This window comes from Nesterenkonia halophila, from assembly GCF_009467795.1.
GTDB lineage: Bacteria > Actinomycetota > Actinomycetes > Actinomycetales > Micrococcaceae > Nesterenkonia > Nesterenkonia halobia.
Window position 1 is genome coordinate 61,008 of record NZ_WIAX01000017.1, and the last position, 19,186, is coordinate 80,193.

Here is a 19,186-nt window from a genome sequence, read left to right on the forward strand (position 1 = left end):
GCCCCTATGGAGCATTCCGCGACCGCCGCCGGCCCGCCGTCGGACGACACGACACCGCCCGACACGCAGGCCATCTCCCCCGCCCCGCCCGGCGGCGGGCTGCCGCAGTCGCTGACCGGCTTCCGCATCGGCGTGACCTCCGACCGGCGCAGCGAGGATCTGATCTCGGCGTTCGAGCGCCGCGGCGCCGAGGTCATGCACGCCCCGGCGCTGCGCATCGCTCCGCTGACCGAATCGGTGACGCTGCAGCGCGACACCCACGTGGTCGTCGACGCGGCGCCGGACTACACGATCATCACCACCGCCTACGGCATGCGCCGCTGGACCGAGGCCGCCGACTCCTACGGGCTGGGGACCCGGCTGCACGAGGCGCTGGACGGCTCCTCCATCCTGGTCCGCGGACCCAAGGCCCGCGGCGCGGTGCGGGCCGCCGGGCTCGACGACGACGGCTCCGCCGAGGACGAGCGCACCGCCACCGTCATCGACATGCTCCTCGAGCACGATCTGTCCGGCAAGACGGTGGCCTTCCAGCTGCACGGCCGCACCGACCACGAGCAGATCGCGCGGATCGAGGCCGCCGGCGCCCGGGCGATCACAGTGATGCCCTACGCCTGGATGAAGCCGACCGAGGACTCCGAGCTGCTGCGGATGATCGAGGCGGTGATCGACCGGCAGCTGGACATCGTCACCTTCACTGCAGCCCCGGCGGTGGACGCCTTCCTCGAGGTGGCCCACCAGTACGGTCAGGCCGAAGCGATGCTGGAGGCCTTCCGTTCCGACGTCACCTGCGCGGCCGTCGGCGACGTGACCGCCGCCCCGCTGCTGGACTCCGGGGTCCGACCGATCATCCCGTCTCGGTGGCGGCAGGGGGCGCTGATCCGACTGGTCGGCGACCACCTGGAGCAGCACCAGACGCTGCGGGCGACCACCCGGCACGGGCCGGTGGAGCTGCGCGGCGCGGAGGTCCGCTTCCCCGAGGTCAGCGCGGAGCCGGTGCGTCTGGCCCCGGGCCCGTTGGCGCTGATGCGGGCCCTGGTCAAGGCCGAGGGCGCAGTGCTCTCGCGCGCGCACCTGCTGACCGTGCTGAGCCAGTGCGACTCCGAGCATGCCCTGGAGATGTGGGTCTCGCGGCTGCGCAAGGCACTTCCGGTCTCCGACGTCATCTCCACAGTAGTCAAGCGCGGTTATCGCCTGACAGTCTGACCAGAGCACACGACGACGGCGCGGATGGGCCGGGCCGAGCGGCGCGACGTCAGGGGCGTCGGGCCGCGGGCGCTCGTCGTCGTCGGCACGCGCCGGGAGCCGGGCGGCATACTGGAGCCATGATCATCGCCACCTCCCCCGCCTCTCGCGCCCGGCGCGGCGCCCGGCGGCCGGCCCGGCTCGGCGTCGCCGTGCTGACCGTCGGCACGCTCGCGCTGCTCACCGGCTGCGACGGCTCCCCCGATGCGCCCCAGGCCCCGGCCGAGACGCTGGCCGAGGCGCTGACCACCGGCGACTTCTCCGAGGTCCCCGTCGACGGATCGACCGCCGACGACCTCGAGGCCGCCGTGGCGAACCTCCACGAGCCCTTCGGCGAGATCGACCCGGAGATCACCGTCGGCGAGATCGCCCTGGACGTGCCGGAGGAGGACTCGCCGCAGGCGCCGACGGCGACGGTCCCGCTGCACCACGCCTGGGACCTCTCCGAGCTGGGCGCGCCGGGCGAGACCTGGGAGTACGACACCGAGGCCGAGTTCACCTACTCCCGCGACGCCGATGAGTGGCGATTGGAGGCCGACGTCGAGGACGTCCTCGCCGACTACGACGGCGCCGAGGCGGTGGGCATCTCCACCGTCTCCGGCGACCGGGGTCGAATCATGGACCGGCACGGCAAGGCGATGGTGCGCGACCGGGAGATCATCCGCGTCGGCCTCGACAAGACGCGGCTGACCGAGGACGGCTCCCCCGCCTCGGAGAAGCGCCAGCGCCAGGCGGCGCGTCAGCTGGCCGAACTGGTCGACATCGACGCCGAGGGCTACGCCGACAAGGTGGTCGGCTACGGAGACGAGGCCTTCGTCGAGGCGATCCCGCTGCGCGCGGACTCGGACCGGGTCACCGCCGAGGAGCTGGAGTCGATCCCCGGCGCGGTCGGGCGCGAGGACACCATGTCGCTGGCCGAGTCGTCGGACTTCGCCCCGCTGCTGCTGGGCGGCGTCGGCGACGTGACCGCCGAGGATCTCGAGGAGGACGAGACGCTGCAGGCCGGCGACACCATCGGCACCTCCGGCATGCAGGCGACCTACGACGACACGCTGCGCGGCGACGGCGGGCTGCGCATCCACGTGGGAGGCCAGACCCAGCACACCGTCGAGCCCAGCGCCGGCGACGACGTCGACACGTCACTGGAGCCGCGGCTGCAGCAGCTCGCCCAGGACACCATCGCCGATCAGGACTCGGCCTCGGCGCTGGTGGCGATCAAGCCGTCCTCGGGCGAGGTCCTCGCCGCGGCCAGCCACACGCCGGAGGACAGCTGGGTCCCGACGGCGACGCAGGCGACCTATGCGCCCGGCTCCAGCTTCAAGATCGTCTCCTCGCTGACGATGCTGCGCGACGGGATCGAGCCCGACTCGACGGTGCAGTGCCCGATGAGCACCACAGTGCACGGCCAGGTCTTCAACAACCATGAGGGCTTCTCTCCGGAGTATCTGGGCGATGTGACCTTCCAGGAGGCGGTGGCGACCTCCTGCAACACCGTCTTCGTGGACCGCTGGGACGACACCACCTCCCCCGAGCTGCAGCAGGCTGCCGCCGACCTCGGGCTGAGCAACGAGCTCCAGGACATCGGGATGCCGGCGGACTTCGGCTCGGCGCCCGAGGACTCCGAGCGCAACGAGCTCGGGGCGAACCTCTTCGGCCAGGGCGTGGTCGAGGCCTCGGCGCTCGGGATGGCCACTGTGGTCTCCTCCGTGGCCGCCGGCGAGACCGTCCACCCGTGGCTGGTGGACCCGGAGGACCAGCAGGACGCCGAGGAGGGTTCGGACGAGGGCTCGGACGAAGGTTCGGAGGAGAGCTCGGAGGGCGCCGAGGAGTCCGGGCTGACCTCCCAGGAGGCCGAGGACCTGCGCACGCTGCTCGCCGACACCGTCGACTACGGCACGCTGAAGACCATGGGGGAGGTCCCCGGCGCGCCGGTGCTTGCCAAGACGGGCACTGCGCAGGCCGGGTCGGGCGAGGACATGTACGCCCACACCTGGGTGGTGGCCGTCCAGGACGATCTGGCGGTGGCGATCTTCGTCGAGGAGGGCGAGTACGGCTCCTCGACCAACGGCCCGCTGCTCCACGACTTCCTCACCGGAGCCCCCGACATCCTCGAGTGATCCCGCCCGGGGGATGGCCCCGCCCCGGGGATGAGCCCGTGGAAGGCGCGGGGAAGAATCGACATTCCCGCACGCTCCACAGAGTCGCCCCCGGGCGGGGCGAGGTGGGCGGTCAGCCGAGGCGGCGGCCGCACCAGGAGGGCGGATCCTCGACCAGCCCCGCGGCGCGCTCGGCGACGGCGGCGTCGAACGGCGTCGTCGCCCCGGCCTGCTGGTCGACATGCAGCCCGAGGACCTCCTCGGTCGCGACCAGTTCCTCGCCGGAGAGCATCTCGTGAGCCAGGTGCAGCTTCTTCGCCCCGGCTCCGACCACCCGCGTGCGCACCGTCAGCGGCGCGCCGAGGCCCACCTCCTGCAGGTACCGGACATGGGCCTCGACGGTGTAGACCGAGCAGCCGGTGCGCTGACGCCCCTCGGGACCCAGCCCGATGTGCTCGAGCACCCCGTCGGTGGCGTGGCCGAAGACCAGCACGTAGAACGCCTCGGACATATGGCCGTTGTAGTCGACCCACTCCGCGGCGACTGTCGTCTCGTGCGGCGGCGGTCCGGCCGCCGGCGGCTCCGCCGCGTTCACCGCCCGACCTCCACGCCGGCGCGCGCGGCTTCCGAGAGCCGCCGGATGGCGACGATGCCGGCGTCGCGCTCGGCGATCAGCTCCGCCACCCCGCGGCCGTCGGCGGCCCGGTCGCTGCCGGCCACCACGGCGTCGCGCAGCCGGGGCGTGAGCTCCGGGGCGTCCAGCCGCGTCCACGGCGACTGCAGCGAGGGTCCGAAGTGGTCGAGCATATGCGCCATGCCGCCTTCGCCGCCGGCCAGGTGGAAGGTGAGCATGGGCCCCTGCATCGGCCAGCGCAGCCCCGGCCCCTCGGTGATCGAGCGGTCGATCTGCTCGACAGTGGCCTCACCGTTGTCGACCATGTGCAGCGCCTCTCGCCAGAGCGCCTCCTGCAGCCGGTTGGCGATGAATCCGGGAACCTCCTGGTCCATCCGGATCACCGACTTGCCCAGCCGCGTGTAGAAGGCCGCGGCCCAGTCGACCGCCTCGGCGGCGGTGGACTCGCCGCCGACGACCTCCACCAGCGGGATCAGGTACGGCGGATTGAACGGATGCCCGACCACAAACCGCTCGGGGCGGGAGACCTCGGCGGCCATCTCGGTCATCCCGTAGCCGGAGGTCGACGATCCGACGACGACGTCGGGCGCGGTGACGGCGTCGACGTCGGCCAGCAGCCGGCGCTTCATGGCCAGGTCCTCCGGGGCGGACTCCTGGACGAAGCCCGCGCCGTCGACGGCCTCGGCGAGGTCGGCGTGCACGCTCCAGGCGTCCCGGGACGCGCCGGCGACCATGTCCAGCTGACGCAGCGCCGGCCAGGCGGCGTCGATGAGCCGGCCGAGCCGCTCGGCGGCGTCGGGCGCGGGGTCCCAGACCCGCACGGTGAAGCCGCGGGCCAGGAAGTAGGCCGCCCAGCCGCCGCCGATTGTGCCGGCGCCGACGCAGGCGACAGTGCTGACCTCCTCCAGGGTCGGCAGGGCGAGCGCGGGCGCGCTCTCGGTGCTCTCAGTGCTCTCAGTGCTCTCGGTCATCATCAGGCTCCCGTCGCGGCGGTCGGCGTCTGGACGGTCAGGTCGAGGATCTCGCGCGCCTCATCGGGCGTGGCGACCTGATGGCCCAGGTCCTCGATGATCGACACGGCCCGCTCGGTGAGTGCGGCGTTGGTCGCCTTCACCCCCTTGGAGAGGTAGAGGTTGTCCTCCAGCCCCACGCGGGCGTGGCCGCCGGCGAGCACCGAGCGGGCCACCCACGGCAGCTGGTTCCGACCCAGCGAGAACGAGGTGAACTCCGCCCCCTCCGGGAGCATGTCCACCATGGTCTGCAGCAGCCGCGGATCGGCCGGGGCGCCGTAGGGGATGCCCATGCACAGCTGATAGAGCGGCGGCGGGTCGATCAGCCCTTCGGACACCAGCACATTCGCGAACCACAGGTGGCCGGTGTCGAAGATCTCCATCTCCGGGGTCACGCCCATCCGCTGGATGGCCGCCGCGCCCTCGCGGAGCATGTCCGGGGTGGAGACGTAGACGTCGCTGCCCTCGCCGAAGTTCAGCGTGCCGCAGTCGATGGTGCAGATCTCCGGGCGCAGCTCCTCCACATGGGGCAGCCGGTCGAGGCCGGACACCAGGTCGGTGCCGGGCAGCTGGCGAGTCGGCTGCTGCGGGTCGACGACGAGGTCCCCGCCCATCCCGGCGGTCAGGTTGATCACCGGGTCGACGTCGGACTCGCGGATCAGCCGCACCGCCTCGCGGTAATGGGCGACGTCGCGGGAGCCGAGCGTGGTCTGCGGGTCACGGACGTGGATGTGGACGATCGAGGCGCCGGCGCGGGCGGCGGCGATCGCATCGGCGGCGATCTCCTCGGGGGTGACCGGGACGTTCTCGTTCCGGCCGGCGGTGTCTCCGGCGCCGGTCAGGGCGCAGGTGAGGATGACGCTCCTCGGCATGGGTGTGCTCCTGTGCAGTCGGTGGTGCAGTCGATGGTGCTGTCAGAGGGTCCGGTGCGGACTGCCGCCGCGCCCAGTGCTGTCGCGTCCAGTGCCGTCGAGGCGGCGCCCCGCGAGCAGGACGCATCGCCGGACCGTCGAGGGTCCGGCTGCTGAGGCGGCGGGAGGATCCGACGCGCGACGCGTCGGGGCGCGGAGGGCGCCTGGCGTCAGGCGGTGGCTCGGTCGGGCGGCGAGCCCTCCGAGGACGGGACGGGCCGCTCGATCGTCAGCTCGACGCCGGGGACCAGCAGCCGTCGCTGGACGTACTCGCCGATCCGTCGGGCCATGGTCTCGTCGTCCAGCACGCCGGTGAGCACCTGCGTGCCGAGGCCGTCGACCAGGGCAGTGAGCTCCTGGGCCATGGCCTCGCTGGAGCCGGGCTGGATCGCCCCGAGCTCCTGACCGTCGGCGATGGCCGCACGGACAGTCTCCGACCAGCGGCGGTAGATCTCCAGGTACTCCTCGTCGATGCCCTGCGCCAGAGCCACGCGGTTCCAGGACTGCAGCCAGATCGACCATTCCAGGCGACCGATCTCGCCGTGCGGGGACTGCATATCGAGCAGCTGCCAGAGTCGTGCCACCGGGTCGTCGACGGCGGTCAGCCGGGCGATCTGCCGACTATGGGCGAGCTTCACCGAATACATCAGCGTCGCGGCGAAGAGGTCCGGCTTGCCGGGGAAATAGTAGTGCACGGTCGCACTGGAGACGCCGGCCGCCGCGGCGACGTCGCTGACCCGCACGGCGTCGAAGCCCTTCCCGGCGAAGAGGCGCCAGGCGGCCTCGACGATCTCCCGATGTCGGCGCGCCTGGTCCGGGGACGCGGGCGTGGCGCCGGCGGTCTCCAGCTGCGGCGGGGTGACCGAGACCGAGGTGTCGTCCCCCTCCTCGCCGAGCAGCCGCCCGACGGTGACGCCGGTGCAGCGCGCGAGGTCGACGAGCTCCTGCCGGGTGAACCGGCGCTGGCCGGAGAGCGACTTCGAGAGCTTGGTCTCGTCGATCGCCGCCTCGACCGCGATCTGGCGCTGAGAGCGCCCGGCGGCCCGGATGGCCTCACGGACCCGGCGGGCCATGGCGAGGCTGCTCGTCGTGCTGGACATGGCCGCCACTCTACTGATGACCGAGGGGAATCGCAAGCACCTGACTTTTGGTCAGGATTTGCGATACTATCGGCGACGGCGGGACCTGGTCTCCGGGTTCCGTGGACGTGGAGGACGCGCCCCTGCGGCATACCAGGCAGAGGAGGAACCCGAGGCACGGAGCGCGTCCGATAGGATGGGACGTCGTCACTGATCGACGGCGAGCCGCCGACTCGATCACTGCGCATCGCCGCACCGACGATGCACCGTTGATGCACCGACACCGCACCGACCTGCGGCCCGCGCACCCCGCGGCGTCGCACCAGAGGAGAATCCGGCCCGTGCCCGAGCAGTCGCAGCCCTCCGCACCGCAGACCGCGGCGACGCACCGTCGTCGCCCGCTGTCCTTCGTGCGGCGGAGCAACCGGCTCTCTCCGCGGCGCCAGCGCGCCTGGGACGCCGCACTGGGCCATGAGCTGCTGGACCTGCCCCACGGCGAGCGGGACACCACCGTCGCCGAGGGGATCACCGTCGACTGGGACCGCGAGTTCGGCCGGTCGGCGCCGCTGATCGTCGAGATCGGCTCGGGCTCCGGCGAGGCGGTGGCCCATGCGGCCGCCGCGCACCCGGAGACGAACTTCCTGGCCGTGGAGGTCTATCGGCCCGGCGTCGCCCAGCTGGTCAGCCGGCTGCGACGCGAAGGGCTGACGAACGTGCGGGTGGCCTGCCTGGACGCGACCGAGGTGCTGGACAAGCTGCTGACGGCCGGATCGGCCTCCGAGGTGTGGATCTTCTTCCCGGACCCCTGGCACAAGAAGAAGCACACCAAGCGGCGTCTGGTGCAGCCGGCCTTCGCCGAGGCCGTCGCCCGGGTCCTGCCCGACGGCGGCGTCTGGCGGCTGGCCACGGACTGGTCCGGCTACGCGGCGCAGATGCGTGAGGTCGTCGCCGGCTCGCCGGCCTTCGTCAACCCGCACGAGGGCCGACTGGCCGGCGAGGAGTCGCCGCTGACGCAGGTGCGGCGCCTGGGCCTGGAGAAGGAGGAGCCGCTGGACGACGACGAGGCGATCGACCCCGTCGGCGGCTGGGCTCCGCGCTTCTCCGGACGGGTGCAGACCGATTTCGAGTCCAAGGCGCTCCAGGCCGGCCGACGCATCTTCGACCTCACCGCAGTCCGTCACATCTCCTGACGTCCACCTCCCGCCGCGCGACTGCAGGCCGCGCGCCGTCGCGACGCCGCACTCCCCCGCCTCCGGCCCGCCGGACGCGGTGACGGAGACTCGGCGTCGCCGTCGACGCCGCCCGGCAGTCCGGCGTGCATGCGCGGCGCCCCGCGCCGCAGATGCACCGCGCGCCGCCGTGCCCGCGTCCCTGCCCGGGACGCGCGCCGTCGGCGCGGACCGCATGGCCGCAGGCATGATCGACGAGGTCGACATGTTCGACGACGAGACGAACGAGGTGTGAGAACCCATGGCTGATGATCAGCCGCCGAACACCCGCCCCGAGGGCGGAGACGATCCCGCGCAGGATTCCACGCAGGATGCCGCACAGAGTCCGGGCCGGACCGCGGAGGAGCGCTCCCGCTCCCGCCGCGCCACCGACGCCACGCGTCGCGCCGGACAGGCCCTGGGCCGCATCAGCCTCTACTCCCGGCGCGACTACCCGCACGACATCCACCCGGCCCTGGTGCCGGGGCTCGCCATCGACGAGCAGCGCCGCCGCTACCGGGTGGACAAAGTGGTGTTCCTCATCGCCGGCGCGCTCACCGTGGCCTTCGTCATCTGGGGCATCGTGAACCCCGCGAGCGTCTCCACCGTCTCCGGCGCGGCCTTCACCTGGACCATGGAGAACCTGGGCTGGCTGTTCAACGTCGTCGCGATCGCCGTGCTGGTCTTCCTGCTCATCGTCGCCTTCAGCCGGTACGGGAGGATCCCGCTGGGCAAGGACGGCGAGGAGGCCGAATACTCGACCTTCGCCTGGGTCGCGATGCTCTTCGCCGCCGGCATCGGCATCGCCGTGCTGTTCTTCGGCCCCTACGAGCCGATGGACCACTACCAGCACCCGGCTCCGCTCACGGCGGCGCCGGAGACGCCAGAGGCGCTGCACCGCGGCATGGCGCAGGTCTTCTACCACTGGGGCTTCCACGCCTGGGCGATGTACGCCCTCGTCGGCGGCGCCGTCGCCTATGCGGCCTACCGCCGCGGCCGGGTGCTGCTGATGTCCTCGATCTTCCGCAGCCTCTTCGGCCGGCGGCAGTCCGAGGGCTTCGCCGGCCAGCTGGTCGACATCTTCGCGATCATCGCCACGCTCTTCGGCACAGCGGCCGCCCTGGGCATCGCCGCGATGCAGATCGGCCAGGGCGTCACGATCATCACAGGTGTCGACGAGCTGACCAACACCGCTCTGGTGGTCGTCATCTGCGTGCTGACCATCGGCTTCGTGCTCTCGGCGGTCTCCGGCGTCTCGCGCGGCATCCGCTACCTCTCCAGCATCAACATCGTGCTGACCGTCGCCCTGGTCGGCCTGGTCTTCATCCTGGGCCCGACGCTCTTCCTGCTGAACCTGCTGCCGGCGTCGATCATGGAGTATTTCAACTCGATGTTCGAGATGATGGGCCGGTCGGCCTCCTGGGGCCAGGAGACGCTGGACTACCAGTCGGCGCAGACGGTCTACTACTGGGCCTGGTGGATCTCCTGGTCGCCGTTCGTGGGCATCTTCATTGCCCGCATCTCCCGCGGCCGCAGCATCCGTCAGTTCATCCTCGGCACCATCCTGATCCCGTCGACGCTGCTCTTCGTCGCCTACGGCATCATGGGCGGCACCTCGATCTGGATGTACCGCGAGGGCATCGAGGGCTTCAGCGACGAGATGGCCGCCCCGACGGTGTTCTTCACCATCGTGGAGAACCTGCCGGCGCTGGACTGGCTGCCGCTGCTGATCATCGTGGTGCTGGCGATCTTCTTCATCACCTCCACCGACTCCGCCTCAGTGGTCATGGGCATGCTCACCACCCGCGGCGACCAGAAGCCGCGCAGCTGGGTCGTGGTCTTCTGGGGCCTGGTGATGACCGGCATCGCCGTGGTCATGCTGCTGCTCGGCGACGCCACCGCCCTGCAGGGGCTGCAGTCGCTGGTGATCATCACCGCAGTGCCCTTCGCGATCATCATGCTGCTCATCATGGTCGCCTGGTTCCGCGAGCTCGGCACCGATCCGCGGGCGCTGCGCACCAAGTACGGCGAGAAGGCGCTGCGCGACGCGGTGATCGACGGCGTGGACCGCTACGGCGACGACTTCACCCTGCAGGTCGTGCCCACCGCTCCGGGCTTCGGCGCCGGCGCGGGCGTCGACTCGGAGGACCCGATGTACACCGAGTGGTACCAGCGCACCGACGAGAACGACGTGCCGGTGGGCTACGACTTCACCACCGGCGAGTGGGAGGACGGCTGGACTCCGGAGGAGGACGACGAGTGGCACGGCGACGTCGAGAACTACAACCCGGCGACGACGCTGGCCACCGCTCCGGTGCCGGTGGTGTCCGCGGACGGCACCGTCCAGGACCCCGCGCAGGATGCGGACGACCCGGAGGAGCCGGAGCCCGAGCCCGAGTCCGCTCCGCGCTGACCGGCGTCGGCTGAGACGCATCGAGCGGGGGATCCCTCGTGGTGCCGATGCCCGACACCGGGCGCGGACCGCGAGGGATCCCCCGCTCGACGTGCACAGAGGGCGCGCGTGGAGTCAGCGACGCCGGCGCGGCGGATCCCAGAGCACCATGGCCTGGGTCCGCGGCTGGGGCCGTCGGCCATGGGCGACGGTGACGACGTCGCCGTGCGGCCCGACGGCGAAGACCCGCGGGCGGTTCGCGTGCCGCTCGGACTCGCGCAGCTCGTAGCGGAGCTCGTCGACGGTGGCCTCCAGCTCCTCGACGCGATTCTGCAGCTCGATGACCCGCCGGATGCCCTCCAGCGAGACGCCCTCCTGCGAGAGCTGCTGGATCTGGCGGAGCTGCTCGACGTCGTAGGGCGAGTAGCGACGGTGCCGGCCGCCCTGTCGCCGCGGGATGACCAGGCCGATGCGGTCGTACTGGCGCAGCGTCTGCGGATGCATCTCCGCGAGCTCGGCGGCCACCGAGATCACGAAGAGCGGCGCATGCCGGTGCTCGGCACGCTGCATGCGCGGGTCCTCGCCGCCGGCGCCGGAGGAGCCGCCCGGGGCGGCGGCAGCGGCGGACGTCCGGCGATCCCGTGGGCGCTGGACCATCAGACCGCCGCCTTCGACTCCAGCCCGTCGCGCGGATCGACGTCGGCGGTGGCCTCCGCATAGCGGCGGACCGCCTCGAGCGCCTCCTCGGGCAGCTCGGCGGGCACCTGGACGTCGACGGTGACGAGCATGTCGCCGCTGGCGGACTTCCGGCGGATGCCGTGGCCCTTCAGCCGCAGCACCTTGCCTGTGGTGGTGCCGGCCGGGACCTTGATGCGGACCCGCTCGCCGTGCACGGTGGGCACCTCGACCGTCGCCCCGAGGGCGGCCTCGTCGAAGGACACCGGCAGGTGCATGCGGATGGCGTCGCCGTCGCGCTCATACAGCCGATGCGGACTGATGGAGACCTCGACCAGCAGGTCGCCGGCGCCGGCCGGGCTCTGCTGGCCCTTGCCCTTGACCCGGACCTTCTGGCCCTCCTTCACGCCGGCGGGGATGCGCACGTCGATGACGTTCCCGTCGGGCTCGCGCAGCCCGACGGTGGTCCCGCGCACCGCGCCGCCGAAGGAGATGGTCGTCTTCGCCGTGCGGTCGGCTCCCTTGGCCGGCGCGCCGCCGCCGAAGCCCCCGCCGAACGGAGAGCCGCCCATGCCGCCGAAGAGATCGGTGAAGTCCGGGCCGCCGCGGCCGCCGCGGGGCTGTCCCCCGCCGAAGCCGCCCTCGTTGAACAGCCCGCCGAAGAGGTCCTCGAAGCCGGCGCCCCCGGCCGCGCCGCCGGCGCCGCCGCCCGGCGCGCCGGAGAAGCGGGCGCCGGATCCCATCGCCCGGATCGCGTCGTACTGCTGACGCTGCTCGGGGTCGGTGAGCACGGTGTGGGCCTCGGCGACGTCCTTGAACTTCCGCTCGGCCTCCTCGTCCCCCGGGTTGGTGTCCGGGTGATGCTTGCGCGCGAGCTTGCGGTACGCCTTCTTGATCTCCTCGTCCGAGGCGTCCTTCGAGACGCCGAGGATGGCGTAGAAGTCCTTGTCGACCCAGTCCTGCGAGGCCACGGCGCCTCCCTCCCCATTGCTGCGGAATCCTGCGATGCGTTGAAAAGTCTGTGCTGGACAGCCCGTGCTGGACGTCCAGTGCTGTGTGCGGCCGGTCCGTCGACGGCTCCCTCCGGAGGGAGCCGCCGACGGACCGGCCCCGGCCGCGGGGAGACCCGGGCGATGCTCGCCCGGACCGCCCCGCGACGGATCGGTTCAGGCCCGACCGGCCGGGATCGGCGTCATTCCGCCGGACCGGTGGAGACCATCACCTGGGCGGCGCGCAGCACGCGGTCGCCGTGACGGTAGCCGGCCCGCAGCATGGCAGCCACGTGGTCGGCCTCGATGCTCTCGTGCGGCTGCTGCATGAGAGCCTCGTGGACGGTCGGGTCGAACGGGACGCCGACCTCGTCGATGACCTCGAGCCCCTGCTGGGCCAGCGTGCTCTCCAGCTTCGAGGCGATGGCCGCGAAGGGGCCGTCCTCGAGGTCGCCGGCCTGGCGGGCCGCGGCGATGTCGTCGAGCACCGGCATCAGTGCCGCGATGACCTCGCCGACGCTGCGGTCGCGGTCCGTCGCCCGGTCCCGATCCATCCGACGCCGGTAGTTGGCGTACTCGGCCTGGACCCGCTGCAGGTCGGCCTGCAGCTCGGCCTCGCGCTCCGAGGCCGAGGCCGGGACCTCCTCGGAGGCCTCGGCCGCCTCGTCCTCCGAGACGACCTCGCCGTCGACGGCGACCTCACCCTCGGCCGTGCCGGCCGAGTCGGCCGGCGCCTCGCGGAGGACCTCCTCGGCCTGGCTCAGCGGATCCTTCACCGCGTCCTGCTCGGCCGCGGCCTCCGCCGGGGACTCGGCGTCCGGCTCGGCGCCGGCGTCGGACGCCTCGCCGCCGTCGCGCAGCTCGCCGGTCTCCGGGTCGACCCGCCGCCGGTCGGTGAAGCGGATCGGCTCCGGCTGCTCAGAACCGTCGCCTTCCGGCTCGATCCCGTCGGGGTGCTGGCTCTGATCTGCCATCAGCGTCGACCTCTCACTTCTTCTCGTCGGCCGTGGTCTCGTCGGAGGCTTCCTCATCCACGACCTCGGCGTCGACGATGTCCTCGTCCTCGCTCGAGGCCTCGGAGGCCGGAGCACCGTCGGCGCCGTCGGCGCCGCCCTGGGAGTACAGCGCCTCGCCCAGCTTGGTCTGGGAGGCCTGCAGCTTCTCGTAGGCGGCCTGGACGTCCTCGTCGGAGCCGTTCTCGTCGAGGACCTTCTTCAGCGCGTCGACGTCGGCCTGGACCTCGTCCTTGACCTCGGTCGGCAGCTTCTCGTCGTTGTCCTTGATGAGCTTGTCGACCGAGTAGGCGGTGGACTCGGCGGCGTTGCGCTGCTCGGCGGCCTCGCGACGCTTCTTGTCCTCCTCGGCGTGGGCCTCGGCGTCGGAGACCATCCGGTCGATGTCCTCCTGCGCCAGCGAGGTGCCGCCGGTGATGGTCATCGACTGTTCCGTGCCGGTGCCCTTGTCGGTGGCCGAGACGTGGACGATGCCGTTGGCGTCGATGTCGAAGGTGACCTCGATCTGCGGCACGCCGCGCGGCGCCGGGGCGATGCCGGTGAGCTCGAAGGTGCCCAGCGGCTTGTTGTCCCTGGTGAACTCGCGCTCGCCCTGGAAGACCTGCACGGCCACCGAGGGCTGGTTGTCCTCGGCGGTGGAGAAGGTCTCGGACCGCTTGGTCGGGATGGCGGTGTTGCGCTCGATGAGCTTGGTCATCACGCCGCCCTTGGTCTCGATGCCGAGCGACAGCGGGGTGACGTCGATGAGCAGCACGTCCTTGCGCTCACCGGCCAGCACGCCGGCCTGCAGCGCGGCGCCGACGGCGACGACCTCGTCCGGGTTCACGCCCTTGTTGGCGTCCTTGCCGGAGAGCTCCTTGACCAGGTCCGCGACGGCGGGCATGCGGGTGGAGCCGCCGACGAGGATCACGTGGTCGATGTCGGAGATCTTCGCGCCGGCCTCCTTGATGACATCCTGGAACGGCTTCTTGGTCCGCTCCAGCAGGTCGGAGGTCATGTCCTGGAACTTCGCGCGGGACAGCGTCTCGTTGACGTGCACCGGGCCGTTCTCGGTCATCGCGGCGTACTGCAGGTTGATGTCGGTCGACGTCGCCGAGGACAGCTCCTTCTTGGCCTGCTCGGCGGCGTCCTTCAGACGCGGCACCGCGATCTTGTCCTTGGAGAGGTCCACGCCCTCCTTGTTCTTGACCTGCTCGACCAGCCAGTCGATGATCCGCTGGTCCCAGTCGTCGCCGCCGAGGCGGTTGTCGCCGGCGGTGGCGCGGACCTGGATGGTGGAGAAGTCGTCCTCGTCCTTGCCGACCTCGAGCAGCGAGACGTCGAAGGTGCCGCCGCCCAGGTCGAAGACCAGGATCTGCTCGTCCTCGTTGCCCTTGTCCAGGCCGTAGGCCAGCGCCGCGGCGGTGGGCTCGTTGACGATGCGGGAGACCTTCAGGCCCGCGATCTCGCCGGCCTCCTTGGTCGCCTGACGCTCGGCGTCGTTGAAGTAGGCCGGCACCGTGATGACGGCCTCGGCGACGTCCTCGCCCAGGTAGGACTCGGCGTCGTGCTTCAGCTTCATCAGCGTCCGGGCGCTGATCTCCTGCGGGGTGTACTCCTTCTCGCCGACCTGCTTCTTCCAGTCGGTGCCCATGTGGCGCTTGACGGAGGAGATCGTGCGGTCCGGGTTGTTCACGGCCTGGCGGCGAGCGATCTCGCCGACCAGGACGTCGTCGTCCTTGGAGAACGCGACGACGGAGGGCGTGGTGCGAGCGCCCTCGGCGTTGGCGATCACGGTGGGCTCGCCGCCTTCGAGGACGGTGACGACGGAGTTGGTGGTTCCGAGGTCGATGCCGACTGCACGGGACATGAGGGGTCTCCCTTCGATGGACTGCTGGTGCTTCTGATTGAGCGAACCAGACTCAAGTCTCCACGGAGCGCTCTCCGGCGTCAAACTGACTTGAGTCGACTCGACTCAACTTCTCACGTGGTGTCCAACTCAGCAGTCCCGCGATTCATTCCCGGGCTCGCCGAGTCGCCGGGACGAGGCGTCTCACCGGGCGCTGCGACGTCGAGTGGCCGCTCGTGACGACGACAGAGCGTGACAACCGATCCCACGCCCGGCAGACGTCGTCACGAACGGCCACTCAGCGAGCGGACGACGGCGCGGCGTCCAGCGCCGCCCGGGCTGCGCGCACCTGCTGCGCATCCGTGGTGCTGAAGGTCTCCTCCCCGCCGCCGGGGCCCGCGGGGCCGGCCGACTGCGGGCCGGAGGCCGAGAGATGGACTGCGTCGACGCCGGCGGCGACCAGCGTCGCGAAGCCCTCGGGCCGCACTCCCCCGCCGGCGACGATCTCCAGCCGGCCCGCGGCGGCTCGCACCAGCCGAGCCAGCGTCGCGGAGCCGGCGAGAGCGTCGGCCGCACCGCCCGAGGTCAGCACCCCGTCGACGCCGCAGGCGATCAGCTGCTCGACCAGCTCCTCAGGCTCGACCCCGGCGCCCAGCAGCACGTCCACGCAGCGATGGACGATCACCGGACGGCCGGCGGCGGCCTCCGCCAGCGTCCTCAGCGCCGGCACGTCGAGGCTGGGCGCGCCGTCGGGCCGCTCGGCCAGCGCCCCGACGACGAGCGCCTCGGCTCCGGCGGAGACCAGCAGCTCGACGTCGCGGCGCATGACCTGACGCTCGCCCGAGGAGACGCGGAACCCGCCGGCGCGCGGGCGGAGGAGCGGGCGCACGGGCACGCCGAGCCCCGCGGCATGCTCCACCAGCCCGAGCGACGGCGTCAGGCCGCCGACGGCGAGCGCCTGGCAGACCTCCAGACGCTCGGCGCCGTGGGCGACCGCCGCCGTCGCACCGTCGACGTCCTGGACGGCGATCTCCAGCCGCACCGGACCTCGCGGCGCGACCGCCCCGGACGTCGCCGCCACCGGCTCAGGCCATCCCGATGCCGAGGTACTTGGTCTCGAGGAACTCGTCGATCCCCTCGGAACCGCCCTCGCGGCCCAGGCCGGACTCCTTGACGCCGCCGAAGGGCGCGGCCGGGTTGGAGACCACGCCCTGGTTGAGCCCGACCATCCCCGACTCCAGCGCCTCGCCGATGCGCAGCCCGCGGGTCAGCCCCTCGGTGTAGACGTAGTTGACCAGTCCGAACTCGGTGGAGTTGACCGCGGCGATGACCTCCTCCTCAGTGTCGAAGGGGGTCAGCGGCGCCACGGGGCCGAAGATCTCCTCGTCGCGCATCCGCGCCGAGTCGGGCACGTCGGTGAGCACTGTGGGCAGGTAGAAGTAGCCCTCGCCGCCGGGGGTCTCGCCGCCGGCGAGCACGCGGGCGCCGGAGTCCACCGCGTCGGAGACCAGCTCGGCGACCTTGTCGCGCTGGCCGGCGTCGATCATCGGGCCGACGTCGACGCCGTCCTCGACGCCGCGGCCGACGCGCAGCGCCGCCATCCGCTCGGTGAGCCGCCGGCCGAACTCCTCGATCACGTCGCGGTGGACGAAGATCCGGTTCGCCGCGGTGCAGGCCTCGCCGGAGTTGCGCATCTTGGCCAGCATCGCACCTTCGACGGCCTTGTCCAGATCGGCGTCCTCGAAGACCACGAAGGCCGCATTGCCCCCGAGCTCCATGGAGGTGCGCATGACGTGCTCGGCGCACTGCTCCAGCAGCTTCCGCCCGACGCCGGTGGAGCCGGTGAAGGAGAGCTTGCGGGCGATGCCGGATCGGATCAGCGGCTCCATCACTCCCGAGGAGTCGGAGGTGACCAGGATGTTGACCACGCCGTCGGGCACGCCGGCCTCGCGCAGGATCTCGGCCAGCGCCAACATCGACAGCGGCGTCTGGCCGGCGGGCTTGAGCACCGAGGCGCAGCCGGCGGCCAGCGCCGGCCCCAGCTTGCGAGTGCCCATCGCCAGCGGGAAGTTCCACGGAGTGACGAAGAGCGAGACGCCGACGGGCTGCTTGGTGACCAGGAAGCGCGCCCCGCCCTTGGGGGCGACCTGGTAGCCGCCGTCGATGCGCACCGCCTCCTCGGAGAAGTGCCGGAAGAACTCGGCGGCGTAGGCGACCTCGCCGCGGGATTCGGCCAGCGGCTTGCCCATCTCCAGCGTCATCAGCAGCGCCAGGTCGTCGGCGCGCTCGTGCATCAGCTCGAAGGCGCGCCGCAGGATGTCGGCCCGCTCGCGCGGGGCCATCGCGGCGAAGTCGGCCTGGGCGGCGTCGGCGGCGTGCAGCGCGTCCCAGCCGTCGTCGACGCTCGCGTCGGCCACTGCGCAGAGCGTGCGGCCGGTGGAGGGGTCGACGACGTCGAGCGTGCGGCCGCCGCGCGCGTCGACCCAGCGGCCGCCGATGAACAGCTGCTGCGGCGCCTGCGCGACGACGTCGGCCTCGCGGGCGGGGGTGATGGTCTCGGTCATCGACTGCCTCCTGTGAGCATCCTGACATCAACGGTCTCAGCGAGTACTCTAGCCAGTGCGAAGATTGTCAACAATCCTCGATGGACTCGCGCCCCGCCGGGGCGGCGAACCCCGCGGGCCCGCACCCTGGGGCCCGACGGCCGGTGCGACCGGCCGCCACCCGATCCGCGAAGGAGTTCCGATGGCGACCCTCTCCCCCCACCTGAAGCAGGCGACCCCCGTCGTGGCCGAGCGCGGCGAGGGCGTGCACCTCTTCGACGACGCCGGCGGCCGCTGGCTGGACTTCACCGCCGGCATCGGCGTGACCAGCACCGGCCACTGCCACCCGAAGGTCGTCGCCGCCGCCCAGGAGCAGGTGGGCCGGCTCATCCACGGCCAGTACACCACGATCATGCACCGGCCGCTGCAGCAGCTCACCGAGCGCCTCGGCGAGGTGCTGCCGGAGCACCTGGACTCGCTGTTCTTCTCCAACTCCGGTTCGGAGGCCGCCGAGGCCGCCGTCCGCCTGGCCCGGCAGGCCACCGGGAAGCCGAACATCATCGCCTTCCACGGCGGCTTCCACGGCCGCACGATGGGCGCGGCCTCGCTGACCACCTCCGGGACCAAGATCCGCTCGGGCTTCAGCCCGCTGATGGGCGGGGTCGTCGTCGCGCCCTTCCCCGACGCCGACCACTACGGCTGGGACCAGGAGACGACGACCGACTTCGCGCTGAAGGAGCTCGACCGGCTCTTCGCCACGATCACCTCCCCGGACGACACGGCGGCGATGATCATCGAGCCGGTGCTCGGCGAGGGCGGCTACATGCCGGCGAACACCCGCTTCCTGCAGGGACTGCGCGAGCGCGCCGACCGGCACGGCGTGCTGCTGATCCTCGACGAGGTGCAGACCGGCTGGGGCCGCACCGGCGCGTTCTGGGGCAAGGACCACTTCGGCGTCGAGGCCGACATCATGATGACCGCCAAGGGCCTGGCCTCGGGCTTCCCGCTGTCCGGGATCGCGGCGACCTCGGAGATCATGGCCAAGGCCTGGCCCGGCTCGCAGGGCGGGACCTACGGAGCCAACGCCGTCGCCTGCGCGGCCGCTCTGGCCACTCTCGACGTCATCGAGGAGGAGGGCCTGGTGGCCAACGCCGCCGGACGCGGCGCGCGGCTGCGCGAGGGACTGGAGGCCGTCGCCGCGGAGACCGCGGCCATCTCCGACGTACGCGGCCTGGGCCTGATGCAGGGCAACCAGTTCCGCGACGCCGACGGCGAGCCCGACGGCGCCACGGCCGCCGCCGTCCAGCAGGAGGCCGCCCGGCGCGGACTGCTGCTGCTCACCTGCGGCCCGTGGGGCCAGGTGGTGCGCTTCATCCCGGCGCTGGTGGTCGACGACGATGCCGTCGACGAGGCGCTGGGCATCTGGCGCGAGGCGGTGGACGCCGTCGTCGGCTGATTCCGGACAGCCCGCGCAGGTCGCCGCATCACACCTCACAGTCTGCACGACCTGCCCCTGCTCGCCCCGCTGACCGGCACCGCCGGGCGGCGCGGCGCTGCTGTGCGCCC

The 19,186-nt window shown here is 72.0% G+C and carries 15 protein-coding genes; 5 read left to right on the plus strand and 10 right to left on the minus strand.

Features of this window, described 5'->3' with window-relative positions:
• Positions 1-6: 6 nt before the first annotated feature.
• Together GCL72_RS08740 and GCL72_RS08745 are read left to right on the plus strand one after the other, a co-directional pair.
• A complete protein-coding gene (locus GCL72_RS08740; RefSeq protein ID WP_246161104.1) occupies positions 7-1,203 on the plus strand; it encodes a uroporphyrinogen-III synthase in 1,197 nt (398 codons plus the stop codon).
• Positions 1,204-1,322: 119 nt separating this feature from the next.
• Entirely contained in the window at positions 1,323-3,359 is a 2,037-nt protein-coding gene (locus GCL72_RS08745) for a penicillin-binding transpeptidase domain-containing protein (RefSeq protein WP_153144333.1), read from the plus strand.
• Between the two features lie 112 nt (positions 3,360-3,471).
• Here the strand turns inward: GCL72_RS08745 and GCL72_RS08750 are convergent, their stop codons facing one another.
• The 4 genes from GCL72_RS08750 to GCL72_RS08765 all read right to left on the minus strand — a co-directional run bounded on the left by GCL72_RS08750 (position 3,472) and on the right by GCL72_RS08765 (position 6,993).
• Positions 3,472-3,933, minus strand: a complete 462-nt coding sequence (locus tag GCL72_RS08750) for a thioesterase family protein (protein ID WP_153144334.1) — start codon at positions 3,931-3,933, stop codon at positions 3,472-3,474.
• A complete protein-coding gene (locus GCL72_RS08755) occupies positions 3,930-4,943 on the minus strand; it encodes a 3-hydroxyacyl-CoA dehydrogenase NAD-binding domain-containing protein (protein ID WP_153144335.1) in 1,014 nt (337 codons plus the stop codon). The genes GCL72_RS08750 and GCL72_RS08755 overlap by 4 nt, the downstream gene beginning before the upstream one ends.
• A 2-nt stretch (positions 4,944-4,945) precedes the next feature.
• Positions 4,946-5,854, minus strand: a complete 909-nt coding sequence (locus GCL72_RS08760) for a beta-keto acid cleavage family enzyme (RefSeq protein WP_153144336.1) — start codon at positions 5,852-5,854, stop codon at positions 4,946-4,948.
• A gap of 209 nt (positions 5,855-6,063) precedes the next feature.
• A complete protein-coding gene (locus tag GCL72_RS08765; protein WP_153144337.1) occupies positions 6,064-6,993 on the minus strand; it encodes a TetR/AcrR family transcriptional regulator in 930 nt (309 codons plus the stop codon).
• 320 nt (positions 6,994-7,313) lie between these two features.
• Here GCL72_RS08765 and trmB point away from each other — a divergent pair, with 320 nt between their 5' ends.
• Together trmB and GCL72_RS08775 are read left to right on the plus strand one after the other, a co-directional pair.
• The gene (gene trmB / locus GCL72_RS08770; RefSeq protein ID WP_153144338.1) at positions 7,314-8,162 is read left to right on the plus strand and encodes a tRNA (guanosine(46)-N7)-methyltransferase TrmB; all 849 of its coding nucleotides are present in this window, start codon (positions 7,314-7,316) and stop codon (positions 8,160-8,162) included.
• A gap of 280 nt (positions 8,163-8,442) precedes the next feature.
• The gene (locus tag GCL72_RS08775) at positions 8,443-10,593 is read left to right on the plus strand and encodes a BCCT family transporter (RefSeq protein WP_153144339.1); all 2,151 of its coding nucleotides are present in this window, start codon (positions 8,443-8,445) and stop codon (positions 10,591-10,593) included.
• 114 nt (positions 10,594-10,707) lie between these two features.
• Here GCL72_RS08775 and GCL72_RS08780 read toward each other — a convergent pair whose 3' ends face one another.
• The 6 genes from GCL72_RS08780 to GCL72_RS08805 form a co-directional block, all read right to left on the minus strand.
• Entirely contained in the window at positions 10,708-11,142 is a 435-nt protein-coding gene (locus GCL72_RS08780) for a heat shock protein transcriptional repressor HspR (RefSeq protein ID WP_153144373.1), read from the minus strand.
• A gap of 86 nt (positions 11,143-11,228) precedes the next feature.
• Positions 11,229-12,218, minus strand: a complete 990-nt coding sequence (locus GCL72_RS08785) for a DnaJ C-terminal domain-containing protein (RefSeq protein ID WP_153144340.1) — start codon at positions 12,216-12,218, stop codon at positions 11,229-11,231.
• Positions 12,219-12,439: 221 nt separating this feature from the next.
• On the minus strand, positions 12,440-13,210 hold the full coding sequence (locus tag GCL72_RS08790; protein WP_153144341.1) for a nucleotide exchange factor GrpE: 771 nt from the start codon (positions 13,208-13,210) through the stop codon (positions 12,440-12,442).
• A 13-nt stretch (positions 13,211-13,223) separates the two neighbouring features.
• Positions 13,224-15,098 carry a molecular chaperone DnaK gene (gene dnaK, locus GCL72_RS08795; protein WP_153144342.1) on the minus strand — a complete coding sequence of 625 codons (1,875 nt, stop codon included), beginning with the start codon at positions 15,096-15,098 and terminating at the stop codon, positions 13,224-13,226.
• Positions 15,099-15,375: 277 nt separating this feature from the next.
• Positions 15,376-16,158, minus strand: a complete 783-nt coding sequence (locus GCL72_RS08800; RefSeq protein ID WP_153144343.1) for a copper homeostasis protein CutC — start codon at positions 16,156-16,158, stop codon at positions 15,376-15,378.
• A gap of 4 nt (positions 16,159-16,162) precedes the next feature.
• Complete coding sequence (locus tag GCL72_RS08805; RefSeq protein WP_153144344.1) at positions 16,163-17,641, minus strand: NAD-dependent succinate-semialdehyde dehydrogenase; 1,479 nt, start codon at positions 17,639-17,641, stop codon at positions 16,163-16,165.
• 181 nt (positions 17,642-17,822) lie between these two features.
• On the opposite strand from GCL72_RS08805, the gene GCL72_RS08810 reads away from it, so the two are divergent.
• Entirely contained in the window at positions 17,823-19,076 is a 1,254-nt protein-coding gene (locus tag GCL72_RS08810; RefSeq protein ID WP_153144345.1) for an aspartate aminotransferase family protein, read from the plus strand.
• Positions 19,077-19,186: the final 110 nt, after the last annotated feature.